The organism is Streptomyces sp. NBC_00287 (assembly GCF_036173105.1).
In the GTDB taxonomy this organism is placed as follows: Bacteria; Actinomycetota; Actinomycetes; order Streptomycetales; family Streptomycetaceae; genus Streptomyces.
The window spans coordinates 1,784,235-1,808,638 of the sequence record NZ_CP108053.1; the positions used below are offsets into that span (position 1 = coordinate 1,784,235).

At 70.7% G+C, this 24,404-nt stretch carries 24 protein-coding genes, 7 tRNA genes and 1 pseudogene; 11 read left to right on the forward strand and 21 right to left on the reverse strand.

Translation table 11 applies throughout. The annotated features are described in order from the left end of the window. Nucleotides 1-48 precede the first annotated feature (48 nt). Both OHT76_RS08075 and OHT76_RS08080 read right to left on the reverse strand, forming a co-directional pair. On the reverse strand, nt 49-1,269 hold the full coding sequence (locus OHT76_RS08075; protein ID WP_328870062.1) for a hypothetical protein: 1,221 nt from the start codon (nt 1,267-1,269) through the stop codon (nt 49-51). Further along, nucleotides 1,266-1,832, reverse strand: coding sequence for a DUF4365 domain-containing protein (locus OHT76_RS08080; RefSeq protein WP_328870063.1), 567 nt, complete (start codon nt 1,830-1,832; stop codon nt 1,266-1,268). The genes OHT76_RS08075 and OHT76_RS08080 overlap by 4 nt, the downstream gene beginning before the upstream one ends. 168 nt (nt 1,833-2,000) lie before the next feature. Between OHT76_RS08080 and OHT76_RS08085 the strand changes: the two genes are divergently transcribed. Further along, on the forward strand, nt 2,001-2,726 hold the full coding sequence (locus OHT76_RS08085) for a 3'-5' exonuclease (RefSeq protein WP_328870064.1): 726 nt from the start codon (nt 2,001-2,003) through the stop codon (nt 2,724-2,726). 37 nt (nt 2,727-2,763) lie between these two features. On the opposite strand, the gene OHT76_RS08090 is transcribed toward OHT76_RS08085, so the two are convergent. Both OHT76_RS08090 and OHT76_RS08095 read right to left on the reverse strand, forming a co-directional pair. After that, nucleotides 2,764-2,835, reverse strand: a tRNA-Val gene (locus OHT76_RS08090). A 39-nt stretch (nt 2,836-2,874) separates the two neighbouring features. Further along, complete coding sequence (locus OHT76_RS08095) at nt 2,875-3,321, reverse strand: SRPBCC family protein (RefSeq protein ID WP_328870065.1); 447 nt, start codon at nt 3,319-3,321, stop codon at nt 2,875-2,877. A gap of 84 nt (nt 3,322-3,405) precedes the next feature. On the opposite strand from OHT76_RS08095, the gene OHT76_RS08100 reads away from it, so the two are divergent. Continuing rightward, nucleotides 3,406-5,688 carry an SCO7613 C-terminal domain-containing membrane protein gene (locus OHT76_RS08100; RefSeq protein ID WP_328870066.1) on the forward strand — a complete coding sequence of 761 codons (2,283 nt, stop codon included), beginning with the start codon at nt 3,406-3,408 and terminating at the stop codon, nt 5,686-5,688. A gap of 7 nt (nt 5,689-5,695) precedes the next feature. On the opposite strand, the gene OHT76_RS08105 is transcribed toward OHT76_RS08100, so the two are convergent. The 7 genes from OHT76_RS08105 to OHT76_RS08135 all read right to left on the reverse strand — a co-directional run bounded on the left by OHT76_RS08105 (nt 5,696) and on the right by OHT76_RS08135 (nt 13,198). Further along, nucleotides 5,696-8,434: an exo-rhamnogalacturonan lyase family protein gene (locus OHT76_RS08105; RefSeq protein ID WP_328870067.1), complete on the reverse strand. Its 2,739-nt coding sequence runs from the start codon at nt 8,432-8,434 to the stop codon at nt 5,696-5,698. Nucleotides 8,435-8,519: 85 nt separating this feature from the next. Then, nucleotides 8,520-9,110: a hypothetical protein gene (locus tag OHT76_RS08110; protein WP_328870068.1), complete on the reverse strand. Its 591-nt coding sequence runs from the start codon at nt 9,108-9,110 to the stop codon at nt 8,520-8,522. Between the two features lie 2 nt (nt 9,111-9,112). After that, on the reverse strand, nt 9,113-9,988 hold the full coding sequence (locus OHT76_RS08115; RefSeq protein ID WP_328870069.1) for a carbohydrate ABC transporter permease: 876 nt from the start codon (nt 9,986-9,988) through the stop codon (nt 9,113-9,115). Further along, the gene (locus OHT76_RS08120) at nt 9,985-10,941 is read right to left on the reverse strand and encodes a carbohydrate ABC transporter permease (RefSeq protein WP_328870070.1); all 957 of its coding nucleotides are present in this window, start codon (nt 10,939-10,941) and stop codon (nt 9,985-9,987) included. The genes OHT76_RS08115 and OHT76_RS08120 overlap by 4 nt, the downstream gene beginning before the upstream one ends. A gap of 14 nt (nt 10,942-10,955) precedes the next feature. Further along, nucleotides 10,956-12,245: an ABC transporter substrate-binding protein gene (locus OHT76_RS08125; RefSeq protein ID WP_328870071.1), complete on the reverse strand. Its 1,290-nt coding sequence runs from the start codon at nt 12,243-12,245 to the stop codon at nt 10,956-10,958. Nucleotides 12,246-12,585: 340 nt separating this feature from the next. Beyond that, nucleotides 12,586-12,657 (reverse strand) — tRNA-Val (locus OHT76_RS08130). Between the two features lie 88 nt (nt 12,658-12,745). After that, the gene (locus tag OHT76_RS08135) at nt 12,746-13,198 is read right to left on the reverse strand and encodes a TIGR02611 family protein (protein WP_328870072.1); all 453 of its coding nucleotides are present in this window, start codon (nt 13,196-13,198) and stop codon (nt 12,746-12,748) included. 191 nt (nt 13,199-13,389) lie between these two features. On the opposite strand from OHT76_RS08135, the gene OHT76_RS08140 reads away from it, so the two are divergent. Together OHT76_RS08140 and OHT76_RS08145 are read left to right on the forward strand one after the other, a co-directional pair. Then, nucleotides 13,390-13,803, forward strand: a complete 414-nt coding sequence (locus tag OHT76_RS08140; protein ID WP_004002642.1) for an SsgA family sporulation/cell division regulator — start codon at nt 13,390-13,392, stop codon at nt 13,801-13,803. 293 nt (nt 13,804-14,096) lie between these two features. Further along, nucleotides 14,097-14,657, forward strand: a complete 561-nt coding sequence (locus OHT76_RS08145) for a CGNR zinc finger domain-containing protein (RefSeq protein WP_328870073.1) — start codon at nt 14,097-14,099, stop codon at nt 14,655-14,657. A 73-nt stretch (nt 14,658-14,730) separates the two neighbouring features. Here the strand turns inward: OHT76_RS08145 and OHT76_RS08150 are convergent, their stop codons facing one another. Beyond that, a complete protein-coding gene (locus tag OHT76_RS08150) occupies nt 14,731-14,883 on the reverse strand; it encodes a hypothetical protein (RefSeq protein WP_176711650.1) in 153 nt (50 codons plus the stop codon). Nucleotides 14,884-15,052: 169 nt separating this feature from the next. Beyond that, nucleotides 15,053-15,526 (reverse strand): hypothetical protein, encoded by a 474-nt coding sequence (locus OHT76_RS08155; protein ID WP_328870074.1) that lies wholly within the window; start codon nt 15,524-15,526, stop codon nt 15,053-15,055. A gap of 138 nt (nt 15,527-15,664) precedes the next feature. Here OHT76_RS08155 and OHT76_RS08160 point away from each other — a divergent pair, with 138 nt between their 5' ends. Then, a complete protein-coding gene (locus tag OHT76_RS08160; RefSeq protein WP_328870075.1) occupies nt 15,665-16,192 on the forward strand; it encodes a DsbA family protein in 528 nt (175 codons plus the stop codon). A gap of 39 nt (nt 16,193-16,231) precedes the next feature. Here OHT76_RS08160 and OHT76_RS08165 read toward each other — a convergent pair whose 3' ends face one another. Genes OHT76_RS08165 through OHT76_RS08175 form a run of 3 tightly spaced genes read right to left on the reverse strand, consistent with a single transcriptional unit; the run spans nt 16,232 to nt 18,968 of the window. Next, entirely contained in the window at nt 16,232-17,056 is an 825-nt protein-coding gene (locus tag OHT76_RS08165; protein ID WP_328870076.1) for a GNAT family N-acetyltransferase, read from the reverse strand. Nucleotides 17,057-17,109: 53 nt separating this feature from the next. Continuing rightward, nucleotides 17,110-17,931 (reverse strand): aminotransferase class IV, encoded by an 822-nt coding sequence (locus OHT76_RS08170; RefSeq protein ID WP_328870077.1) that lies wholly within the window; start codon nt 17,929-17,931, stop codon nt 17,110-17,112. Beyond that, the gene (locus OHT76_RS08175; protein WP_328870078.1) at nt 17,928-18,968 is read right to left on the reverse strand and encodes a chorismate-binding protein; all 1,041 of its coding nucleotides are present in this window, start codon (nt 18,966-18,968) and stop codon (nt 17,928-17,930) included. Before OHT76_RS08175 ends, OHT76_RS08170 begins: the two co-directional genes overlap by 4 nt. Nucleotides 18,969-19,157: 189 nt before the next feature. On the opposite strand from OHT76_RS08175, the gene OHT76_RS08180 reads away from it, so the two are divergent. The 5 genes from OHT76_RS08180 to OHT76_RS08200 all read left to right on the forward strand — a co-directional run bounded on the left by OHT76_RS08180 (nt 19,158) and on the right by OHT76_RS08200 (nt 19,622). Then, nucleotides 19,158-19,230 (forward strand) — tRNA-Gly (locus OHT76_RS08180). Between the two features lie 40 nt (nt 19,231-19,270). Continuing rightward, nucleotides 19,271-19,344, forward strand: a tRNA-Cys gene (locus tag OHT76_RS08185). 1 nt (nt 19,345) lies between these two features. Beyond that, nucleotides 19,346-19,417, forward strand: a tRNA-Val gene (locus OHT76_RS08190). Nucleotides 19,418-19,444: 27 nt separating this feature from the next. After that, a tRNA-Val gene (locus OHT76_RS08195) sits at nt 19,445-19,516 on the forward strand. A 34-nt stretch (nt 19,517-19,550) separates the two neighbouring features. After that, nucleotides 19,551-19,622: transfer RNA gene (locus tag OHT76_RS08200), tRNA-Val, on the forward strand. 62 nt (nt 19,623-19,684) lie between these two features. Here OHT76_RS08200 and OHT76_RS08205 read toward each other — a convergent pair. The 4 genes and pseudogenes from OHT76_RS08205 to OHT76_RS08220 form a co-directional block, all read right to left on the reverse strand. Next, nucleotides 19,685-19,981 carry a TFIIB-type zinc ribbon-containing protein gene (locus tag OHT76_RS08205; RefSeq protein ID WP_328870079.1) on the reverse strand — a complete coding sequence of 99 codons (297 nt, stop codon included), beginning with the start codon at nt 19,979-19,981 and terminating at the stop codon, nt 19,685-19,687. Between the two features lie 80 nt (nt 19,982-20,061). Then, nucleotides 20,062-21,003, reverse strand: a complete 942-nt coding sequence (locus OHT76_RS08210) for a phosphotransferase family protein (RefSeq protein WP_328870080.1) — start codon at nt 21,001-21,003, stop codon at nt 20,062-20,064. 266 nt (nt 21,004-21,269) lie between these two features. Continuing rightward, complete coding sequence (locus OHT76_RS08215) at nt 21,270-21,449, reverse strand: hypothetical protein (protein WP_328870081.1); 180 nt, start codon at nt 21,447-21,449, stop codon at nt 21,270-21,272. Between the two features lie 196 nt (nt 21,450-21,645). Beyond that, nucleotides 21,646-21,951: pseudogene (locus OHT76_RS08220) on the reverse strand (hypothetical protein). Nucleotides 21,952-22,146: 195 nt separating this feature from the next. On the opposite strand from OHT76_RS08220, the gene OHT76_RS08225 reads away from it, so the two are divergent. Next, on the forward strand, nt 22,147-23,541 hold the full coding sequence (locus tag OHT76_RS08225) for a serine/threonine-protein kinase (RefSeq protein WP_328870082.1): 1,395 nt from the start codon (nt 22,147-22,149) through the stop codon (nt 23,539-23,541). Here OHT76_RS08225 and OHT76_RS08230 read toward each other — a convergent pair whose 3' ends face one another. Further along, the gene (locus OHT76_RS08230; RefSeq protein WP_328870083.1) at nt 23,542-24,360 is read right to left on the reverse strand and encodes a TrmH family RNA methyltransferase; all 819 of its coding nucleotides are present in this window, start codon (nt 24,358-24,360) and stop codon (nt 23,542-23,544) included. Nucleotides 24,361-24,404 lie beyond the last annotated feature (44 nt).

A 24,404-nucleotide genomic window follows, 5' to 3' on the forward strand; every position in this document is an offset into this window, starting at 1 on the left:
GCGCGCGCACTACGGGATCGTACCGACCCGCACCCACCCAGGGCGAAATCAGTCCCCTCCGCAGGCTTCCTCGAAGAAGTCGAGATTCTCCTGGAGCGACTTCAGCAGCCGGTCCCGCTCCGCCTCGTCGACCTGCACGGGTACGACGCCGGAGACCCCGGTGAGCTTGCGGAAGCCGCCCCGGCTCTCCAGCCGCCCGTGCACCCGCACGGGCAGTCCGACCAGGTGCGCGTGCCCGGCGATCCGGTAGGCCTCCTCGTCCAGCGTGAGCCGGACATGCGGGATCTCGGCCCCGGCCAGCACCCGCAGCCGTACGGTGCCCTCGCCGCGCGGGCCCGACCTGCGCATCCGGACCACGGCGCCGGTGATGCGCACGGACACGGACGGCTCCTCGCGCAGATAGCGGGCGCCGGCCTCGCGCAGCACCGGCAGGTCGCCCGGTGAGAACTCGACGGCCTCGGCGCCGGCCGCGCAGCCCTCGGGGACACCGGCACCAGGCGCCCATTCGACGGCGATGCGCGCGCCCTCGGTGCCCCGGACGAGGGCGATCAGGGCGTCGGTGAGCTCACGGCTGACGCCCGCCTCGACGGCGCCGTCGAAGGCGTCCATGCCGCCGGTGGCCCGCTGGTAGTCGATGGCCTCGCGGGCGGCGTACAGCGCCTGGTGCAGACGTACGGCGAGCGTGCGGCCGGTCCCGACGGGCACGAAGGCGGTCAGGCGGCGGCCTCCGGCCGGGGAGCCGACCAGGACGTTCTCCAGCATCGCTGCGGCGGGACGGCGGTGCCGGGCGCCGTAATAGCCCGCACGCGCGCGTGTGGCGAGGGCGGCGGCGAGCAGTGTCTGGCGCGCTGAGGCGCGCAGCTGCTCCTCCACGGTCCAGGGCGTCGTGCCCGCTGGCCCGGTGGGGACATCCCGCCACCAGCGGATCTCGTCGCTGGGCACGGCGAGGGAGACCAGTACCTCGCGGGCGGAGGGGGTGCCGCTGCGGGAGAGGGCGACGAGTGCCTCGCCGAGCAGGTCGTCGCTGTCTGGGAAGGCACGGTTCTCGGGCACGAGCAGGCTGGTCCCGCCGCCGCCCGGTCCTGGCGGGGTCCAGCGGCCGTAGCGTCCGGCCGCGCCGCCGCGGCGCTGCCAGCCGTGCCGGAGCAGCAGGGCGCTGAGGACGGCGGGGTCGACCTGGTCGGGCTCGGGGGGACGGTGCCAGCCGGCGGTGTCGACGGGGTGCGGCCTGACCGGCCGCAGGGGCTCCTCGATCGGGCGGTGCGTCATGGTCTGCCTCCCGTCCCGACCCGCGTCATGATCTCGCACAGCGCACGGTCGTCGAAGATGCGTGAGGTCGGGATCCGCACGGTGGTCCGGGTGCGGCCGGTGACGGCGTGACCGGCGAGGTTGACCCAGTAGCAGCAGTGCCTGAGGTCGAGCCGGTCGTGGCTGGCGCGCAGCCAGTCGTCCTGGGACCGCGGGACGAGCATCACGACGAGGATCTTGTGCACGGAGACCGGGGTGCGGGCGAGCTTGCGCAGGTGGTCGTTGTCCAGCGTGAAGGAGAAGGTGCGGCCCGGGGGGTTGGGCGGGATCTGGTAGGTGGCTTTGAGCTGCACCTTGATGGTGACCTCGTCGTCGGCCGTGTGCCCGGGTGAGCCGTGACTGACGTGCCAGTCGATGCCGTTGTCCGGAAATGGCTGCGACAGCGAGCACCCGGCCGCCGCCGCGACCGCGTGCAAGTAGCCCACCTGCAGTGTCTCCATGCAGGCGGTGGTGGCGAGTGAACCGCGATGGGGGCCCGTGCGTTCGGGCAGCAGCCCGCCCCGCTCGGGCTGCGCTATCGCCATGACCAACAGCCTTCCAAGCCAAGTGAATCCCCGTACCGGGCCGCTGAACTGCAAAGACCCGCACTCCTGTTGTGTCCTTCCGGCGTACGGCGCAAACAGCCCGGGTATCACCAAACGGGCAGAAGACGGTGCGTCAGCTGCCGTGGGTGAACGAGGGGTTGTGTAGGTATGGCGAGCTGGTATGAGGGCCCGCTGGCGGCATTCGACACGGAGACGACAGGCGTGGACGTCGAGACCGACCGGATCGTCTCGGCGGCCGTCGTGATTCAGGACGCCCCGGGAACCCGGCCACGGGTGACCCGGTGGCTGGTCAACCCGGGTGTGCCGGTGCCGGAGTCGGCGACGGCGGTGCACGGGCTGACGGAGGAGCATCTGCAGCGCAACGGCCGCTGGCCGGCGCCGGTGATGCATGAGATAGCCGAGGAACTGGCCGAACAGGCCGTCGCGGGCCGCCCGCTGGTGGTGATGAACGCGCCGTTCGATCTGACGATCCTCGATCGTGAGCTGCGCCGCCATCGGGCGTCGTCGCTCGACCACTGGTTCGAGACGAGCCCGCTGCTGGTGCTCGATCCAAGGGTCCTGGACAAGCATCTGGACCGCTATCGCAAGGGCCGGCGCACGCTCACCGACCTGTGCGCGCACTACGGGGTCACCCTGGACGGCGCGCATGACGCGGGCGCGGACGCACTGGCCGCGCTGGATGTCGTACGGGCGGTGGGGCGCCGTTTCGCGGCACGCCTTGAGCGGCTTTCACCGGCCGAACTGCACACGCTCCAGGCGGTGTGGCACGCGGCACAGGCACGCGGCCTGCAGGCGTGGTTCGCGCGCAGCGGCACGGAGGAGGCGGTGGACCCTGCGTGGCCGCTGCGTCCGGATCTTCCGGCGGCGGCATGAAGAAGGCCGGTCCGTACGGACCGGCCTTCTTTCCCGGTGGGCGATACTGGGTTCGAACCAGTGACCTCTTCGGTGTGAACGAAGCGCTCTCCCACTGAGCTAATCGCCCGGGAACGCACTGAACAATACAGGTCCCCGCGGGCTTCCTTCAAACCGCTTCCAAGTAAGCGGCGAGGCCACGCCGTCCGGCCCGCATCATCAGCCAGTGGTTGGCCCGGAAGACGGGCCGACCGGGCACGGCCAGCTTGCGCATCAGCGGCTTGCGCACCTCGACGACCTGGTCGTAGCGGGCCAGGCTGCCGGTGCCGTCCGGAGTGATGGTCCACCGCGCCCACCCCTCCAGATCGCCGGACATGGCGATCTCCAGCACCCCGGCCGCCGGATCGCGCCGCACCTCGCGCGCGGTGAAGGTCAGGTCGTACGGCAGGAGGGAGCGGATCCTGACCACGCCGCTGGAGTCGTCGAGCCGGTTCACCTCGCGCACCTGGGGCCACCAGCGGGGGTAGTCCTCGGCGCGCTCCAGGGCGTCGTAGACGGCGGCGGGCGGCGCGGGCAGGGTCCACCGGCTGCGGAATCGGTAATGGGACCAGTCCATGAGCAGAGTGTGACACCGCATCTGAGTACGTCCTGAGTATGCGCACTCATGCCGTACGGCGTGACGCGGACCACACTCCCATCCATGACGCACATCCCGTCCCCCGCCGAGGAGTTGCGGCTCCTCGACGCCGAGCTGCGACAACTGGACGCCCGCCGGTCCCAGTTGCTCGCCCGCCGTGGCTGGCTGGTCGCCGCCCTGGACGCGGCCCGGCCCGCGCCCGTCGTCGCGCCGCCGCGCCCCGAGGCCTCCCCGCCGCGCGTGCAGAACGTGCTGCTGATCCTGGGCGGCGCGCTGCTCACCATCGCCGCGATGGCCTTCACGCTGGTCGGCTGGGGGCACCTGGGCATCGTGGGGCGGTCCGTGGTGCTGGGCGCGGTCACGGTGGCGGCGCTCGCGACACCGGTGCCGCTGCTGGCGCGCGGCCTGCGCTCGACGGCGGAGGCGGTGGCGGGGCTCGGTCTGGCACTGACGGTGCTGGACGCCTACGCGTTGCACGAGGTCGCGCTGAGCGAGGTGGACGGCGTCGGCTATACGGCGGTCGCGGCGGCGGTGCTGGCGGCCGGGTGGACGGCGTACGGCCTGCTGCCGAGGACGGCCGGGCTGCGGCTGCCGCTGCCCGCCGCGCTGGTGTCGGCGCAACTCCCGCTGCTCCTGTGGGCGTTGGCGACCGACGCCGGCCTGTACTGGTTCGCCGCCGCGCTGCTGGTCACGGCCGGTTTCGACACCGCTGTGGCGCTCCGGGTGCCCACCCGTTCCGTACGGATCGCCGCCGCTGTCGGCGCGTACGGCATGGGCGCCGGGGGCGTACTGACGGCCGGGGGTCTGTCCTGGACGGCCACCGGTCCGAGCGCCGCCGCCCGTGCGGCGGCGCTCCTCCTCCTGGGCGCGGTGATCGCCCTGACGGCGGCCTGGCGCACGACCACGCTGACGGCGCCCATCGGCGGCCTGCTCCTGGTCGCGGCCCTGGGCGGCGTCCCGCGCGTGGTGCTGCCGGAGGTGTGGACGGTGCCGGTGTATCTGGCGTGCGGCGTAGCCCTGTTGGCGGCCCTGCGCGTCCAGCGCCTCCCCGACCCCGTACGAGACGGCCTGGTCCGAGCGTCGGCCGGCGTGCAGGCCCTCGCCCTGCTGTGGGCGCTGCCACTGATCGCCGTCACCCTGCTGGGCCCCCTCGCCTGGATCGACCGACCCTGGTCCGGCGCACCGTCGGACATCCGGGCCGCGGTGACGGCCGAGGTGCCGTGGCCTCCGCAGTCGGAGACGGCCCCGCTGGTGCTGGCCGCCATCGCCGCCGTACTGGCGCTCACAGCCCGCAAGGGGGCGTCGGTCCTGGCCTGGGCAACGGCACTCGCACTCCCAGCGGTGCTGGAACTGCCCTACGAGGCAGGCCTGTTGGTGGCACTGTCACTGACAGCCCTCGCCATGATCTCGGCAGCACCGACGGCCACGATCCTCGCCGTAGCGACGTCCGTCCACGCGGCCCTCCTCGCCCTGGCCACACAGTCCGCGACCCTGACCGTCCTCACCACACTGACGCTGCTCTTCGCAGCGGCCTCCTGGCGCCGCGCTCCCGTAGCCGCGCCGACAGCCCTCGCCTACGCCACCGCCCTGACCTGCGCGATCGGCGCCGCCGCGAACTGGGCACCGCAGCACACCGCGCTGCTGGTCCTGACGGTCCCGGTGGCCGCCGCCCTGCTGGCCGCACGCGACTCCGAGGCAGCCCTCCACGTAGAGGTGACAGGCGCCATCGCAGCGCTGCTGGCCATCGGCCTGGCGATCACCGACCCGCCGATGCTGGCCCTGGTACTCGCCCTGTGCGGGGTCATCACCGCAGCCACGGCGATCCGCCCCGACCGCCGCCCGGTCGCCTACGCCTCCGCCGCCCTCTTCGTCCTGGCCACCTGGGTCCGCCTGGCAGCCTGGGAGGTCGACACACCGGAGGCCTACACGCTCCCGGTGACCATCCCGGCCCTGCTGGTGGGCGCCCTGCGCAGGCGCAGCGACCCACAGACCTCGTCCTGGACGGCGTACGGCCCAGGCCTGGCCGCGACCCTGCTGCCGAGCCTGATCGCGGCCTGGGCGGACCCGCACTGGACGCGCCCCCTGCTGCTGGGCCTGGCGGCCTTGTCGCTCACCCTGCTGGGCGGCGGCCACCAGCTCCAGGCACCGCTGCTGCTCGGCGGCGCCGTGCTGGCCCTGGACGCCCTGCACGAACTCGCCCCGTACATCGTCCAGGTGACCGACGCCCTCCCCCGCTGGGCGCCTCCCGCACTCGCCGGCCTCCTGCTGCTCGCCCTGGGTGCGACGTACGAACAGCGTTTGAGGGAGGTCCGACGGGTGCGGGAGGTCCTGGGGAAGATGAACTAGCCGGTCACTACGGCATCTTGTTCCCCAGCAGTGCCAGGTTCTCGATGGCGGCGAGGCCGTACAGCGCGGTGTCGTTCGTGGACACCCAGGTGGCCTCGCTGCCGGGAACCAGCGTGACCGGCCCGCTCAGCTTCTCCGTCGTCCAGGGCGCCGACTCCTTGTACCCGTCGGAGTTGTAGAACTTCTGCCACGCGCGCGTGGCGAGCTTCTCGTCCCCGGTCTTGACGGCCGCGTACGCATCGAGCCGTGAGTGCCCCTGGAACAGCAGCAGCGTCCCGAAGTTGGAGCCGTACCGCGCCGCCTGCTCGGCCTTCGTGGCGTTGAAGTAGCGGCAGTAGTCGAAGTAGGCCTCGTTGAACTTCGGCATGTCCACCAGGTCGATGAGCTCGGCACACAGCTCGTTCAGACCGAACACGGCGGACAGATGCGAGACCCCCACCACCGGCTTCTCGGCGACGGCAAAGCGACCGGTGTCGAGGTCGTACAGCCCGGTGCCCTGCACAAAACCGTTCGGCTGCGCGGCGATTGTCTCCATCGTGGACAGCACCCGCGCCTTGGCCTTCTCCCACTTCGGCCCCTTGCGCTCCCACTCGGTCAGCCACGCGGACACCAGACCGCTCCAGTCCGTGCCGAAGCCGATCGACAGCGCGTGTCGGTCGGGAGTGTACGGCTCGGTGCGGATCTTGCGGATCGGGTCGAGGATGAGGAACGTCTCGTCGGAGTCGACGTTGGCGTGCATGAGGTCGCCGACGCGCTCGTCGCCGGTGAGGAAGTAGTAGTAGCGGCGATACGTGGTGTTGGCGATGCGCTGCTGCTTGGCACTGTCGGCATAGTGCTGGACGCCGTGCCGGGTGCCGAGGCCGGCCCATTTGCCCAGGTGGTAGACGTCGACCTCACCGGTGTGCCGGGTCATCGCCTCGGCGAAACGGAAGATGTCCGCGCGGCCGGAGCGCAGATACGCGAACCAGAGCCACAGGTCCGGCGACAGCTCGGAGTTGTCCCAGGCGTAGCCGCCGACGTCGTACCGCCACTGGTGCCGGACCGTGTCGTAGGTGTGCATGATGTCGCCGTAGTCCCAGAAGCCGTACCAACGGCGCATCTCCACCTGGTCCTTGTAATAGGTGAAGAGGAAGTCGAGGTGGTCCTCGATCTTGGCCTTGGCGGGGGTGGAGCGGTCGGGCTCGGAGTACAGGCCCGGGCCGAAAACGCCGGCCTTGATGAGCTGCTTGGGCGGCGCGGCGAGCTGCGGCAACACGCGGACGGCCTCGACCTGTTGGGCCATGGCGTCCGCCGACGGTGTCGACTCGTTGGCCCAGAAGAGGAGTTCGGAGGTACGGGCGATGCCGTACGGGGTGCCGAAGCCGGGCTCGTAGTCCTCGTAGGTGATGTTGAGGCCTTCGAGCTGCTCGGGGAAGGTGTCCTGGCCCATGCCGTCGTGGTAGAAGCGCAGGTCCATGGGCTGTGCCTCGGACGACCAGAGCCAGAGGGTGACCTCGGCCTCTTCGGTGTGGGCGTCGCGGATGTCGAGCTGGGCGGGGAACTTCTCCCAGAAGTCCCTGAGCCCGAAGGAGAATCCGCCGCTCACGCCGCCGACGTAGCCGAAGCCGTTCGCGCGGCCCCCGCCGCCCGCGCCGATCCAGCCGTGCCCCTTCTTGGTCCGCTTGCGGAGGGTGAACCCGTCGGCAGAGAGCTGGGAGAGGGTGTAGTCGCCCCACTCGGGGATGTACTGGAGGCGGGTGGTGACCCGCTGGTCCCAGGTCGCCGGGTCGGGCAGCTTCTTGCCCTCGAACTGGGCCGCCTGGACGGCCGCGCCCGGGTCGCGGCGCAGTCCGGTGATGCCCTTGACGGCCTCGCGGAGCAGGCCGGTGCCCTCGCCGCCGATGCGGATGTGGCGGTCGTAGGACTGGTCGCGCATGGGGACGGTGAACCGCACCCCGAGCCCGCGGATGAAGTCGCCGCTGGCCTTGCCCGGCTCCTGGGTGCCGTCGAAAGTGATCGTGTGCACCATACGGAAGGAGTCGGCGCCCGCGTAGAAGTAGAGCCGGATGGAGAACGGCAGCCAACTGCGGTCGCCCTTGCGGTGCTTGCCGTCGATCCGGACCACCGCGCGGACCGGGCCCTCCTGCTCGACCTCGACCTTCGCGATGGCGCCGTCGAAGCGCTCCGTCTTGACCGCGCCCTGATCCTCGTCCTCGATCTCGGGCTGGCGGATCAGGACCAGCTTGCCGTCCTTGGCGATCTCGGTGGAGCCGCGGGTGACGGACTTGATCAGCGTGGCGCCGGACTTGCCGATCTTCGCGGTGATGACGCCCGTCGATATGTCGATCGTGCCACCGCTCTTGTCGACGGTGACCTTCTTCTCGGGCGCGGCGGGCTCGCCGGCGGCGAGGGTCAGCTTGCCGGAGCCGCCCGAACTCACCGCGTGCGCGGTCCACTTGAGGGAGCCGTCGGGCCAGTAGGCGAGCGGCCAGGTCTGTACGGGCACGGCCTTGCCGTCCGCGTCCGTCAGCGCGAACGTCTGGTCCTCCTGGAAGGCACCCTTCGGCCAGGGCACGCCCAGAGTCGAGCCGGGCGCGGCGCCGAGGCCGCCGTCCTCCAGCCAGTCCAGGGTCACGGGGTCGCCGTCACCGGCCGCGGCTCTGGGCGCGGCCTGCGCGTCCTTGGCCCCTAGTGCCCAGCTGAACTGTGCGGCGGCGCCGGCGACGGCGGCCGCTTTGAGAAGGGACCTGCGAGGGATGGGGGACATGACCGTTCCTTCCGTGCGGGTGGGATGGGCAGGGGCATGACAGAGAGAGGTACGGCGCCCAGGTGGGCGCCGACCTGATACGAGGTCAGCGGCGCCGGTACCGCTCCTCCACGGCGACGGCCGCCGCCGCGACGGCCCCGACCACGGGGACCGCGAGCGGCGCGAGGAACGCGGCGGACAGGGCCACGACGGCAAGACCGGCGATGATCAGAAAGGATCCGGCGGGATCGAGCACGGTCCGCCGCCCGGCGTCCGCGAGCAGCGCCCGCCAGGAGCCGCCCGGCGTCCAGACGGCCGCCGCCCGCAGCAGGGCCACGGTGAGCCCGATCAGCGCGAACAGTCCGACGGCCCCGACGAGCGGCCCGCCGGGCAGCCCGGCCCGCGCGGCCTGGACGTCCACCCAGACCGCGGCGGCCGCGGCCCAGCCGGCGAGCCCGACCACCCACCCCCCGCGCAGGGCCGCCCGGAAGTCCGCGACGAACTCCCGCCAGCCACCTACCTCGTGGCCGGTACGCCGCCGCAGATGCCGGGCGCCGGCGGCGAAGGCCGCGGGGTAGGTGATGAACCCGAGGCAGGCCACGGCGATCCACACGCCGGTGAGCAGCGCCTCGGCGAAGACGGCGAAGCGCTCGCCGAACATGGACTCCTTGCGTGCTTTCATGCGCGCCTCGGCCATGGTCAGCCCTTCAGCCCGGAGGTCGCCATACCGTCGATCAGATAGCGCTGGAAGGCCATGAAGAAGGCGATGACCGGCACCAGCGCCACCAGCGACATCGCGATCATGCTGCCGTAGTTGGAGACGCCCTCCTGATCGCGGAACATCATCAGGCCGAGCGAGACCGTGTACTTCTCAGGGGTGTTGAGGTAGATCAACGGCCCCATGAAGTCGTTCCAGGCGTTGATGAAGGTGAAGATGGCGCTGGTGATGATCGCCGGGCGGCACAGCGGCAGCACGATGGACCAGTAGGTCCTCAAGTGCCCGCAGCCGTCGAGCTTGGCCGCCTCGTCCAGCTCGCGCGGCAGCCCGCGCATGAACTGCACCATCAGGAAGACGAAGAACGCCTCCACGGCCAGGAACTTGCCCGCGACGAGCGGCACCAGAGTGTCGACGAGCTCCAGCTTGCGGAACATCACGTATTGCGGAATGAGCAGCACGTGATACGGCAGCAGCAGGGTGCCGATCATCAGCGTGAACAGCAGGTTCCGGCCCGCGAACCCGATCTTGGCGAAGGCGTACGCAGTCAGCGAGCTGGACACCACGACACCGACCACGGCAAGACCCGCGTACATCAGCGAGTTCCAGAAGAAGCTGCCGATGGAGATGCCGGAGATACCGTCGGCGAGCCCGGAGAAGTTCGCCCAGACCGGCTCGGCGGGCAAGAGGTCGAGGCTGGCGATGATGTCCTTGCTCGGCTTGAACGAGGCGCCCACGACCCAGATCACGGGATACAGCACGACCGCGAGGACGAGCAGCGCGCCCACGTGCCAGGCGATCGATCCGGTGCGCTTGCGCTCGTTCGCGCTGCGCACGGCAGGGCTGGTGGCGGTGGTCACTTGGCGGCCTCCTCGTAGTGCACCCACTTCTTCTGCGACCAGAACAGGACCGCCGTGACCAGCGCCACCGCGACCACCAGCGTCCAGGCCATCGCGGAGGCGAAGCCCATCTGGGCCTCCTTGAAGCCCTTCTGGTAGAGGTAGCAGGTGTAGACGAGCGTGGCGTCGGCGGGCCCGCACCGGGTGTCGGAGACGACGTAGGCGGAGCCGAACACCTGGAACGCGTGGATGGACTCCAGCAGCACGTTGAAGAACAGCACCGGCGAGATCATCGGCAGCGTGATGTTCCAGAACCTGCGGAAGGGACCGGCCCCGTCCACCTCGGCGGCCTCGTACAGCTCCCGCGGGACCTGCTTGAGACCGGCCAGGAAGATGACCATCGGCGCGCCGAACTGCCAGATGCTCAGGGCCACCAGGGCGTAGAGGACATAGTCCGGGTTGCCGATCCAGCCGCCCACATCGAGACCGAAGATCTTCTGCCCACGGTCCACGATCGCGTCGTCGGAGAACAGCGCCCGCCATACGAAGCCCACGGAGACGCTGGCGCCGATGAGCGAGGGCATGTAGAACGCGGCCCGGTACAGGCCCTGTCCGCGCCGGCTCTGCGCGAGCAGCAGCGCGACGCCGAGCGCGAGCAGCAGCTTCAGCGGTGTGGCCACGACGACGTACTTCAGCGTGACCTCGACCGACTTCTGCCAGCGTGGGTCCTGGAACATCGTCGTGAAGTTGTCCAGGCCCACCCACTTCGGCGGCGTGAACAGGTTGTAGCTGGTGAACGCGTAATACAGCGACGCGATCATCGGCCCCGCCGTGAGCAGCAGGAACCCCGCGAGCCACGGCGACATGAAGAGATAGCCGGCGAGGTTCTCGCGGCGCCGCCCGCGCCGCCCGGCGGCAGGAGCGGTGGACCGCTTCTTCGCCGGGCGCACGGGCGCTTCCTTGACGAGCGTCATGGTGGTACGTCCCCTCAGCCCGCGAACGCGGCCTTGGCCTCGCTGAACAGCGCCTTGGCGGCATCGGCCGGCTTGGTCTTGCCCTGGGTGACCTCACCGCCGAGACGCAGGAACGCCGCCTCGATGATGTCGGCGCCGGAGGGGTGCGGGGTGATCTTCCCGAGCACGCCGGCCGCGGCGACCTCCTCCTCGTACGCCTTGACGCCCTTGTTGTTGTCGTCGGTGGGCGTGAACGCCTCGTACTGCTCGGTCGTGGCGAGGATGCCGCGGTCGTAGCCCATGATCTTGCCGACCTCGGGGTCATGGACCATGAAGTCGATGAACTGGGCGACTTCCTTGGGGTGCTTGGTCCCGGAGAAGGCGCTGAGCATCAGCGAACCGAGGTACTGGCCCGTCTGCTTGCCGTCCGTGGTGGGGATCGGCGCGAGCCCGTAGTCCGACTCGCCCTCGCCCTCGTAGCGGATGGAGAAGTTGTCCCAGGTGAACTCGGACGCGGCGAGCCCTGCCGAGAGCGCGGACAACGGCTTGACCTGCTCGACCTTCTTCGGGTCGGCGATGAGCCCGGACCGCACGCGCTTGTAGCCGTCCTCCCACCACTGCGTCAGATCGTCCTCGGTGAAGCCTAGATCGGAGTCGGTGAAGAAGGCCTTGCCGTTCTGACGGAGATACAGGTCGTAGAGGTACATGATGCTGCAGTAGCCGGTGTCACCGGCGATCTTCGCCTTGTCCTGGATCGTCTGGAGAGCGTCGAAGTACTCGTCCCAGGTCCAGCCCATCTTCGCCTCGACGCCCGCCTTCTTGAAGGCTTTGAGGTCGATGACGAGCGCCATGGTGTTGGCACCGACCGGGATACCGATCTGCTTGCCGTCGACCTGACCGTTCGCCAGAACGCCGTTGCGGAAGTTCTCCAGGCTCAGATTCCCGGCGTCCGCCTGCGTCTTGAGGTCCAGGAGAACCCCGCGCTTGTCGTACTTGCGAAGAAAGCCGACCGCATTCTGGAAAACGTCCGGCGGATTCCCGCCGGAGGCCTGGGTCTGGAACTTCTCCCAGAAGGCCTCGTAGTCGGTGAATTCCGGCTTGATCTTGATCTTCGGGTACTTCTTCTCGAAGAGCGCGATCGTCTTCTTGATGGCGATGGTGCGCGGCTCGCCACCCCACCACGCGTAACGGAGCGTCACAGTCCCGTCGCCGGAGCCGCTGTCGTCACCACCGCACCCCGTCGTCGCCGCCAGCCCCAGCGTGGCCGCCGAAGCACCGGCCACCTTCAGGATCGTTCGCCTCTCAACATTCCTGCTGGTTCCCATGGTTGGGCCACCTCCCCGCAGCGTCATTGCCGCCTGCATGAATCGTTTCAAGTAAGCGCTTGCTGGCACAAGTTACGGAGGGCCTCGGGGTGCGTCAATGATTCGGACAGGAATTTCTTGCGGAGGGGAGCGGCGTTCCGGGCGTCCACGGGGGCGACTAGCCACGACCGATGGGGAGTCGTCGCAGGTGGGGTGGGTGAGGTCGGTCGGCCGAACAGGATGTGGCGCGACGGACGCGGAGCCCGCTCGGCCGAAAGTCGTCTCGCCGGACGGGAGGCCGGGGCCCTCGCCGAACGACGACGGCCCGCCTGCTCTGAAGCAGACGGGCCGCTGTCCCGGGTGGGCGATACTGGGTTCGAACCAGTGACCTCTTCGGTGTGAACGAAGCGCTCTCCCACTGAGCTAATCGCCCGGGCGCAGGAAGAAGATTACCCCATGTCAGGGGGTGCCTGTGACCAGCGCGGACACCGACCGGCGGCCACCCGCACCCCCTCGACGGATCACTGGTCCTTGATCTTCCAGGGCATCACGAGCCCGAACTTCCAGAGGTAGATCCCACCCAGGACGGCCACGATCACGAGGCCGATCGAGGTCAGGATGATGTTGCGGCGGCGCACCTTGGGATCAAGGGCGCGCTGGGCGGCCTCGGTGACCTTGCGCTTGGTCCAGCGCAGCACCAGCTGGGCCCAGACGAACTCGGTCGCCCAGATCGCCATGCCGCCGAAGATCACCACCCAGCCGGGGCCGGGCAGCGGCAGCATCACGATGCCGAGTCCCACGACCGCCAGGCCGATGATGAAGACGCCCACCTGCCAGCTCAGGTGCAGCAGACGGCGCGCCTGGATGAATGCCGGCGCTCTCGAGCCGAGTCCCTGCTCGGCCTTGGCACCGTCCACTTCGGTCTCGTTCGACGCCATGGCCACCTCGCCAGGCTCGCTACTCCCCGTGTTCATACGGCCAAACCCTACCGGAGAGAAACCAGTCACCGGAATGGTCGTACCTCGCGAACGGGTCGTCGGCCGGAAGAGTTACGTAAAGACACGCAAAACACTCAGAGGGGTTTACAACGGCACCGTAGGTGGCATGTCGATTTCGCCGACGTGCGAATCCCCGAGCGCACACTGAGCGAAAGGCCCTGGCGCTTATGAACACCACGGTCAGCTGCGAGCTGCACCTGCGCCTCGTTGTGTCGAGCGAGTCCTCCCTGCCTGTCCCCGCAGGCCTGCGGTACGACACGGCCGACCCCTACGCCGTGCACGCCACCTTCCACACCGGAGCCGAGGAGACCGTCGAGTGGGTGTTCGCCCGCGACCTCCTGGCCGAGGGCCTGCACCGCCCCACCGGGACCGGCGACGTCCGAGTCTGGCCGTCGCGCAGTCATGGCCAGGGGGTCGTCTGCATCGCCCTCAGCTCCCCGGAGGGCGAGGCCCTTCTCGAGGCCCCGGCCCGGGCCCTGGAGTCCTTCCTGAAGCGAACAGACGCCGCCGTGCCCCCCGGCACGGAACACCGGCACTTCGATCTCGATCAGGAGCTCTCACACATCCTGGCGGAGAGCTGAGGCGGGGCACCACCAAGCCGCCCGGCGCCGTCGACTCGGGGAGACGGCTCGGGCACAGGTCAAACAATCGCATACGGTATGCGCCGATGCCGTCACCGTGAGTCACCTGCGGGGGCGGCATCGGCGTGCGTGGGTTCGCTCCGCCCGCGGCCTGATCCTCGCGGTCCGCGGCGCTTTTCGGTTGCCCCCGGCTACCACGCACCTGGCGCGGCCGTACCGCCGTCGGCGAAGCTACTACCATCGGCCAGCATCGGCGGGCGCCTGCGCCCGACCCTCAGGCCAGGGAGCGAAACGTGCTGATCACCCACGACACCCGGTGCGCCCTCGACGCCGTCGTGGATCTGGTGAACACCGCACCGGAGGACGACACGACGGCGGACGCGCTGCCGGATGTCGCGGCACTCGCCGATTTTGTGCGCAAGCACGAGATCAGCGATGTCGGCGTGCTCTCGGAGCTGGATCTGTCCGCGGTGCGCAAGGTCCGGGGGAAGTTCGCCCGCGTCTTCGCGGCACCGGACGCCCGGACCGCCTCCAGCCTGATCAACGAGTTGGTCGCCGCCGCCGGCACCACTCCGCGGCTCACCGATCACGACGGCTACGACTGGCATGTGCACTACTTCGCGCCCGGTGCCTCCGTCGCCGATCATCTGGCCGCCGACTGCGGCATGGCGCTGGCGTTCTTCGTGGTCGCCGGGGAGCAGGAGCGGCTACGGCGCTGCGAGGCCCCCGACTGCCGTCGCGCCTTCGTCGACCTCTCCCGCAATCGCTCCCGGCGCTACTGCGACAGCCGGACCTGCGGCAACAGGCTGCATGTGGCCGCGTACCGGGCGCGGCGCAAGGAAGCCGCGGGCTGAGCACCCCGGCCCGGGTCGGACATCGGCGTCGACGCGGGCCCCGGCGGGTGGCGCCGGGGGCCGCGGGTACGGCTCAGAGCAGCAGCAGATCGTGCAGCGCAGCCATGAGCAGCAGACACCCGATCACCGCAAGGAAGATCATCAGCGGTGGCTGGGAAAGGGCGAAGAGGCATCCGCGCGGCTCGTCCTGCGGCGGCGCGGTCTCGCTCTGTGTCGTGTCCAGCATCTCGCGGGCGATGATGGCGTAGTGAACCCTCCCGGCGCGATCAACACGCCCGGAAGTAGCGGGAGTTCGCCTTAATCCGCGATGTCCGGTCCGGGTCTTGATCGATTACGGACGGGCGGCGACCCACTGTGTCGTTTCAGCCGGCATGCGGTCGTCATATGCCGTGCTTCTAGATGCCGTGCTTCTTCAGGATGGCCTCGATGTCGCTGAAGTCCTCCTGGGGTCCCGCCGCGGGCTTGGCCGCCGGGCGGGAGCCGGAGCCCAGGGAGGGCGCCGAGGCCGCCGGGGCCACCGCGTCACGGCGAGCGGACCTGGCCTCCTTGGGCTTGCCGCCACCCCGGCGGCGCTCCACGGCGCGGGTGCTCGCGAACAGCATCCAGGAGGCACCGAGCACGCCGAAGCCTGCCCACGCGACCGGACTGAACGCGGTGTCCGCCAGCCACTCGACGACCCCGGTCATCACCAGGCCAAGGGGAACGAGCGAGTACGCGGCAAGCCGGGCGGCGGAGAGGAAACGCTTGCGGTACGCCGTGACCGCCGCGATGCCCAGGCCGGCCGCGGCGACGGCGGAACAGACGGTCTCGGCAATCATCCGGTCCTCCAGACAGGATTCGGTCAGGCGCGGGGCCTTCGTCCCTTCCATCCTGCACCTACGAGGCCCCGCCGGGCCATGCTCCCGCCGGACATCAGGGACATCTCCGGGTCGGCTCCTCCGAAGGTGCCGTTCCGGTCGTAGATCCCTGATTGGGCCGGGCGGGTTCCGGGCTGGGAGACTGGGCGCATGAGCGACTCCTCCCCCGTCCGTCCCGCCGCGCCCGTCCTCGACGTCTGGTGCGAACTCCAGTGCCCGGACTGCCGTACCGCCCTCGACGACCTGCGGGCCCTGCGCGCCCGCTACGGCGACCGGCTGGAGCTCCGGCTGCGGCACTTCCCGTTGGAGAAGCACAAGCACGCCTTCGCCGCCGCGCAGGCCGCCGAGGAGGCCCTGGAGCAGGGGCAGGGGTGGCCGTACGTGGAGGCTGTGCTGGGCCGGGTCGAGGAGCTGGACCGTAAGGGGGAACCCTTCCTGGTCGAGGTGGCCGGGGAACTCGGTCTGGACGCCGAGGAGTTCGACACCGCGCTGATCGACGGCCGGCACATCCTGATCGTGGACGCCGACCAGGCCGAGGGCAAGGCGATCGGCGTGACCGGCACCCCGACGTACGTCATCGGCGGCGAACGCCTGGACGGCGGCAAGAGCCAGGAGCGGCTGCGGGAGCGGATCGAGGAGATCGTGGACCGGCTGCTCGCCGGGGCCGGGCAGGCCTGATCTCGGCGCCGGGGCCTGTACCCAGCAGCTTCTTGTCCATCAGAGCAGGTTCTTGTACATCGAGTAGCCCACCGGCACATAGCCCAGCGACGTGTAGAGGCGCTCGGCCGGGGTGTTGTCCGCGAAGACATTGAGGCCGATGACCCGCTGCCCGGCGGCCACCGCCTGGGCCTCGGCCAGCAGCATCAGCGTGCGGCCGTGGCCCCGGCCGCGGAAGCGCGCGTCGGCCTCGACGTCGAAGACATACGCCTTGTCCCCCGCGACCGACAGCCACAGGGCGCCGACGGTCTCGCCCTCGTGCTCCAGGACGCTGATCAGCATGCCCTCGGTGTCCAGGCCCCGCGGCAGCAGCTTGGCGTGGTCGCTGACCGACTTGGCCCACGCCTGGTCCTCGGGTACCCCGCGCTCGATCCAGCTCCGCGCGTACTCCGCGTTGCCGTGCTCCACCCACGGCTCGTACTCGGCCGACGTCATGGGCCGGCCCCGGCTGCCCTCGGGCAGTTCGGGCGGGGTGGCGGCGAGCTGTTTCTCCATGCCGCGGTTGCGGTGGACGTAGCCCAGCGCGGTGGCGAGGCGGAGCGCGGGCTCGGATTCTCCCGGCACCCTGATCTCGACGCGGGTGCAGCCCCAGCCGCGGGCCACCTCCTCGGCGGCGAGCGCGGCCACGGTGCCCCGGCCGCGTCTGCGGTCCGGCTCCTCGATGCTCAGGTCGCTGATGCGCGCGACGGTCGGCCCGAACAGGGGGTCCGTCGCGAGGTGTATCGCGCCGACGGGACGGCTGTTCACGCACACCTGGAAGTGGCGCGACAGCACCCCGTCGGCGTCTCGCTGGAGCGGCTCGGTCGGCCGCAGGGTGGTGGTCATCAGAGGTGTTCTACCCCCGTCCACAGCCCATGTCAGCCCGTTGTTGCGGGCCTTTACGGATCTTGGTCGTGGCCGGACCGCTCGTCGAAGATCCGCATCGCCTTGGCGGTCACCGGGCCTGGGGCGCCCGGCAGTTCGCGCTCGTCGACGCGGTGCACGGCCTGTACGTCCCGCAGGGTCGACGTCAGGAAGATCTCGTCGGCCCGCTCGAGAACGTCCAGCGGCAGATCGGTCTCCTTGGCGCCCGTCCACTCCACGACCAACTCGCGGGTGATGCCCGCAAGACAGCCGGAGGCGACCGGCGGGGTGTGGATCTCGCCGTCCAGGACGACGAAGACGTTCGACCCGGTGCCCTCGCAGAGTTGGCCGACCGTGTTGGCGAACAGCGCCTCGGAGCCGCCGTGTTGGTGGGCGCGGGCCAGGGCGACGACGTTCTCGGCGTACGAGGTCGTCTTCAGGCCGGTGAGCGCGCCGCGTTCGTTGCGGGTCCAGGGGACCGTGATCACGGCGGTGGAGTCGGGGCGGCGGGTGGTCTCGCCGAGGGCGACGACGAGGGTCGGGCCGTGTTCGCCGCGGTCGGAGCCGAGGGGGCCGTGGCCGCCGGTGTAGGTGATGCGCAGCCGGCCGAGCGGCATCGGATTCGCTTCGAGTACGGCCGTACAGGCGCGGCGGACCTCGTCGTGGTCGGGGTCCGGCAGGCCGAGGCCGCGTGCGGAGCGGGTCAGCCGGTTCAGATGCCGGGTGAGCGCGAACGTCTTCCCGTCCGTCGCCTTCACCGTCTCGAAGATGCCGTCGCCCACGGTCAGTCCGTGGTCGAAGACGGAGACGCGGGCGGACTCGATGTCCTGCAGCCCGCCGTCGAGCCAGATCTTCACGTCAGTCCTCCACTTGCTTCGTACGCCCCCGACGCTACCGCGAGCAGCCGGGACGCCTTCAGTTCGGTCTCCTGCCACTCCCCCGCCGGGTCGGAGCCCCAGGTGATGCCGGCGCCGGTGCCGAAGCGCAGCGCGCCGTCCGCGCGGTCGATCCAGAAGGTGCGGATGCCGACCGCGAGCTCGCCGGTCCCCCGGTCCGCGTCGACCCAGCCGATGCCGCCGCAGTACGGGCCCCGGGGTGCCGTCTCCAGGGCGTCGATGATCCGCAGCGCGCTGGACTTGGGGGCGCCGGTGACCGAGCCGGGCGGGAAGGCGGCGGCGAGCAGCTCGGGCCAGCCGGCGTCGGGGCGCAGCTCGCCGCGCACGGTGGAGACGAGGTGGACCAGGCCGGGGTGCTTCTCCACGGCGCACAGGTCGGGGACGGTGACCGAGCCGGTGGCGCAGACGCGGCCCAGGTCGTTGCGGACCAGGTCGACGATCATCACGTTCTCGGCGTAGTCCTTCTCCAGCAGGTCCGCCTCGGTGCGCCCGGTGCCCTTGATCGGCCCGGACTCCACGATCCGGCCGTCCCGGCGCAGGAACAGCTCCGGGGAGGCGGTGGCGATCTCCACTCCGTGCCCCGGCAGCCGGATCGTTCCTGCATAGGGCGCCGGGTTGCCGCGGGCCAGCAGTGCGGTCAGGGCGTCCACGTCGGCGTCGGGGGCGACCGGTGCGGAGAGCACGCGGCAGAGGTTGGCCTGGTAGACCTCGCCGGCCGCGATGTGCTCGCGGATGCGGCGCACGCCCGCGGTGTACGCGGCGCGGTCGAGGGAGGAGGTCCAGTCGTCCGCCCCCGGACCGCGCCAGGCGCCCGGCACCGGGGCGGGCACGGCCGACTCCCGTACGTCCCGGAAGCGGGCGCAGGTCAGCCGGCCCTCGAAGTCCGCGGCGACGGCCCAGAAGCCGGTGGAGTCCAGGGCCGCGGGGTCGCTGGTGACGTCGAGGAGGCCGGTGGCGAGACGGTCGCCGAAGCGGGCCAGTGGAGGGAGGTCGAGCACGGTGTCGAGTCTATGGCGGGTGACTCCGGGGTGACCTGGGCATGTCCGCGCGGGGGCTCTGACCACGTCCGTCGGCAGGTCGGGCGGGGGTGAGGCGCAGCACGCTGCACAAACGCGTTTTTGTACTGGCCCAGGAATCCGCTAGAGTTCAACACGTCGCCGGGCCGCGCAAGCGAAACGGAAAGACAGGCGAACGTAGCTCAGTTGGTAGAGCGCAACCTTGCCAAGGTTGAGGTCGCGAGTTCGAACCTCGTCGTTCGCTCGGAAGAGCAAGGGGGATCATCCCGAACCCCCACACTCCTGGTGGAGTGGCCGAGAGGCGAGGCAACGGCCTGCAAAGCCGTCTACACGGGTTCAAATCCCGTCTCCACCTCCAAGGACGATTAGCTCAGCGGGAGAGCGCTTCCCTGACACGGAAGAGGTCACTGGTTCAATCCCAGTATCGTCCACTGGATCTTCATCGAGGATCCGAACCCGCGCGATTAGCTCAGCGGGAGAGCGCTTCCCTGACACGGAAGAGGTCACTGGTTCAATCCCAGTATCGCGCACGCAGCACTCGTGATCTTCGGGTCACGGTCCCGAGGACGATTAGCTCAGCGGGAGAGCGCTTCCCTGACACGGAAGAGGTCACTGGTTCAATCCCAGTATCGTCCACACACCGAAGCCCCCGGCCTTGTGGTCGGGGGCTTCTTCGTGCGCGCCGCGGGCCAGCCGGCTCAGCTGGAGAAGAGCATGTGGCCGAAGCTCTTCTGACGCTTGTGGCCGTAGTGCCCGTGGCCGCCGTGCTGCGGGGCGCCCCAGGCCGGGGCCGCGGGGGCGGGGGCCGCCGGGTAGGCCTGCGGGGCGGGCGGGGCCGGTGGGGCCGCCGGCTGGGACCACTGGGACTCCAGACGGGTCAGGGCCTCCAGCTCGCCGTAGTCCAGGAATATCCCGCGGCAGCCACTGCACTGCTCGATCTGGACGCCGTTGCGGTTGTACGTGTGCATCGGGGCACGACACTTCGGACACTGCATGGTCGGCTCAACTCCTCGCCGGTCGGTCCTGCTTCGCGTATCGCCAGGACAGACTCTGTCCGGCTGCGGTCGGTTGCACCCTACTTGGCTGATTCGTACGTCAACTCGGGCGGGGTGGACGCCATTCGGTCACAGGCGTCGATCAAGGACTGCTCGACCTCGTCGAGGGGGCGGCCGGCTGTCGCCGCCTTGGCTATGGCAGTGGCGGCGGTCTGTACGGTCAGGGCGCGGGCCGGGATGTCGAGGGTGGGCCAGGGGTCGCCGTGCGCGCTGATCGCGGGGCCGGCCGCGGCGCGGTAGGCGGTGAGGAAGCGGGTCCACTCCTCGGGGGCGAGCAGGCCGCAGGCGTACCAGGCGGCGGGGCGGGCGAGGTCCCAGGCGGGGACGCCGGTGCCGAGGTCGTCGACGTCTATGAGCCGCCAGGGGCCGTGTGGGGCGGGGTGGCGGACGAGCTGGCCGAGGTGGAAGTCGCCGTGGCAGAGGGTGCGGGTGCCGTCGTCCGGCATGGGGGTCTCGGCTCGGGCCCAGGCGGGGAGGGTGTGCCAGGCGCGGAGGACCGGCTTGGCGGCGGTGGTCGCGGCGGCCTTCAGTCGTCCTACGGCTTGGGCGGCCTTGGCGGGGCCACGCATGGTTGGCGTCCCCGCGAGGGGTGGGTGGCTGTGCAGACGGGCGAGGAGGGTGGCGGCGGCTTCCCAGGGGGCGGCGTCCGGGTCTTGCGGGTCTACGGGGGTGCCGTACGGCCAGCAGGTCACCAGGCGGCCGTGGAGGGGGGCGGGGGTGTTGGTGAGCGGGGGCAGCAGTACGTCGGGGACGGCTGCGGCGGTGGCGAGCCGGAGGGTGAGCTCGGTGAGGTCGGTGTTCGGGGGGTGGGCCTTGGCGACGGTGTCCGCGTGCCGGACGACGGTGCCGTCGGCGCGGTCGGCGAGGGTTTCGGGGGCCCCGCAGGGGCAGGCGGAACGGCGTGCGTGGGCGGTGACTGTGGCGGTACGGGTCAGGTCCGGCACGAGGGGGTGGGCTGTCACGGGGCTCCCTGCGAGGGTGGGTCTGTCGGTGAGGGTACGCAGGGGTGGGCCCGGGGTGTAGGTGGGCGCCGGCCCAGCAGCACGGTGTCCGGGGGCCGCAGGTCCCCAGGGGCGGCCCGGCAAGTTGGCGTGCCCGGGCAAAGGTAATGCCGGCGCAGCTCCCCAGCTGCGCCGGCATTTGTGCCGTCCGCCGCACCCCCGTCCCCACGGGGTTTCATGGGTGGATGTCCCCGCCCGGACCGCTCTTCCGGGCCTGGGGTCGCCGCTCAGCGCCCCAGCATCACTCCCACGGACGACGCTTGTGTGGCCACTGTCTCCCAGCCGTCGAAGACGAGGAGGATCAGGGCCGCCAGGGGAAGGGCCATCAGCGTCGCCACCAGCGGGTGGCGACGGCCCTGGCGGCGCGTCTGTGTGCGGAGCAGTGTCCGCGGTGCCGTCTGGGCCATGGTCCCTCTCCTGACCGTTCTGTTGTCCTTGGCAGCGGCGGGTGTCTGACCTCGGGGGACGAGTGCTGCACCCGCCGCTTGACCTCAAATCTACGGGCGCGGCCCCCGCCGTACGTCATGCCCTCGTACCGATTGCCTGGCCTCCCGGAGGATGAGCCATGAGCTGGGGAGTACTCCCCTGGGTGGAGACGGAGTCCTAGGTCTCGGGGTCTTCCCGGAGGGGCTGTCCGCTGCGTCCCGGTTTCTCCGAGGCGTCCTCACGCGGCACCGGCTGTTCCACCAGCGCCAGGACCCGGTTCGCCATGAAACGCGCCGTACGGACGACCGAGCCTCCCCCACTGCCTTAAGGGCGTGGGGGGACCCCCAGCGTGACTTCGCTCACTTCCACGACACCTCTGCGTACCGCCGTCTCCACCCGGCGGCCCGCCCTGCTCGCCACCACCTCGTAGGTGCGGGTCGTGTCCCCCGCGTCCACGACTATCTCCACGCGATCACCCTTCACGGGTTCAATCCCCCTTCTGTGACGGGTGGTTGGGATCACCGACCGGACGAAGTCGGCCTGTTCAGCCGGTCCCTGACCACCCCTCAAGTCTCCCACCCGGCACTGACAATCCGTCTGGACGAGAGGGCGCGGCCTCTGCGCGCAGGCGCCCGGGGAAACGTAAGCTGTGGCTCGTCACAGGACCGGGCAGCGGGGATGAACATGGCGATGATGCGCCTGAGGCGCGAGGACCCGCGCGTCGTCGGCTCGTTCAGGCTTCACAGGCGGCTCGGCGCGGGCGGGATGGGCGTCGTCTACCTGGGCTCCGACAAGAAGGGGCAGCGGGTCGCGCTGAAGGTGATCCGGCCCGATCTGGCGGAGGATCAGGAGTTCCGGTCGCGGTTCGCGCGCGAGGTCTCCGCCGCCCGTCGGATCCGCGGTGGGTGCACCGCGCGGCTCGTCGCGGCCGACCTCGAGGCCGACCGGCCCTGGTTCGCCACGCAGTACGTCCCCGGCCCCTCCCTGCACGACAAGGTCGCCGACGAGGGGTCGCTGGTCGCGGCCGAGGTCGCCTCGATCGGGGCCGCCCTCTCGGAGGGGCTGGTCGCGGTGCACGAGGCCGGGGTCGTCCACCGGGACCTCAAGCCGTCCAATATCCTGCTCTCCCCCAAGGGGCCGCGGATCATCGATTTCGGCATCGCCTGGGCCACGGGCGCCTCCACGCTCACCCACGTCGGTACGGCGGTGGGCTCGCCCGGTTTCCTCGCCCCGGAGCAGGTGCGCGGTGCCGCCGTCACGCCGGCCACGGACGTGTTCTCGCTCGGCGCGACTCTGGCGTACGCTTCGATGGGCGACTCGCCCTTCGGGCACGGCAGTTCCGAGGTGATGCTGTACCGCGTGGTGCACGAGGAGCCGCAGTTGCACGGTGTGCCCGACGCGCTGGCCCCGCTCGTGAGGGCCTGTCTCGCCAAGGCTCCCGAGGAGCGGCCGACCACGCTCCAGCTGTCGCTGCGGCTGAAGGAGATCGCGGCCCGCGAGGCGCAGGGCATCGCCGAGCTGCGTCCGCCCGCGCCGCGCAGCGGTGACGCGGACCGGCCGACGGGTCGGCTCGCGGATACGTACCCGGACCGTGTCCAGCGCCGCCCGCAAGGAACGCAGGGCATGCCGGGGGCACAGGGAGCGCAGGGAACGCCCCCGCCGCGTCCCACCGGCCCGTCCTTGCGCGGTCCCGCTCCCTCCCGAGGCGCCAGCGCCTCGCGCGGTGGTGCCGGCTCGGTGTCCGGCCGGTCCGGGTCGCGGCCCACGCCCGTCTCGCGGCACCCCGGGCGGACGGGAAGCGGCAACCGGCCCGCACCGCGCAGCGGCACCGGCCGTCCGACGGCACGGAACACGGGCACGGGCCGCCGGCCCGCCAACCCGCAGCTGCTGCGCCAGCGGCTGTTCGTGTTCGTCGTGGTGACCCTGCTGGTCGCACTCGGCATCGCCGCCGCCCAGGGCTGCCAGGGCCCGAGCAAGGGAATGGGCGAGGAGCGGGTCGTCGTACGGCAGGAGCGGTCGGCCGGGCCGGTGCCGGGTTATGAGCCGCTGAAGTCCCAGCGGTATGCGTACTAGCTACGCCCCGGGGCGGCCGGTCGCCACCGCGTAGAAGGCGACCGCGGCCGCCGCACCCACGTTGAGGGAGTCCACGCCGTGGGCCATGGGGATGCGGACCCATTCGTCCGCGGCGACCAGGGCCTGGCGGGACAGACCGTCGCCCTCGGCGCCGAGCATCAGGGCGACCCGGTCCATGCGGTGCGGGGCGGCCTCGTCGAGGGACTTGGCCTTCTCGTCCGGGGTGAGGGCGAGAAGCGTGAAGCCGGCCTCGCGGACCGAGTCCAGGCCCTTGGGCCAGGTGTCGAGACGGGCGTAGGGCACCGAGAAGACCGCGCCCATCGAGACCTTTACGCTCCGCCGGTACAGCGGGTCCGCGCAGTCGGGCGAGAGCAGGACCGCGTCCATACCGAGCGCCGCCGCCGAGCGGAAGATCGCGCCGATGTTGGTGTGGTCGTTGACCGACTCCATGATCACCACCCGGCGGGCGGTCTGGAGCAGTTCGGCCGCCGTCGGGAGGGGCTTGCGCTGCATGGAGGCGAGCGCGCCACGGTGCACGTGGTAGCCGGTGACCCGTTCGGCGAGTTCGGGGCTGACCGCGTAGACGGGGGCCGGGAGTTCGTCGATGACATCGCGCATGACGTCGACCCACTTCGCGGACAGCAGCATCGAGCGCATCTCGTAGCCGGCGTCCTTGGCCCTTCTGATGACCTTTTCGCCCTCGGCGATGAACAGGCCCTCGGCGGGTTCGCGCTTGCGGCGCAGTTCTACGTCGGTCAGGCCCGTGTAGTCGCGCAGGCGCGGGTCGTCGGGATCCTCGACGGTGATGAGATCGGCCACAGGGTGATACTGCCTTGTCGTGCGTGCGGTGCCAACGGCTCGGG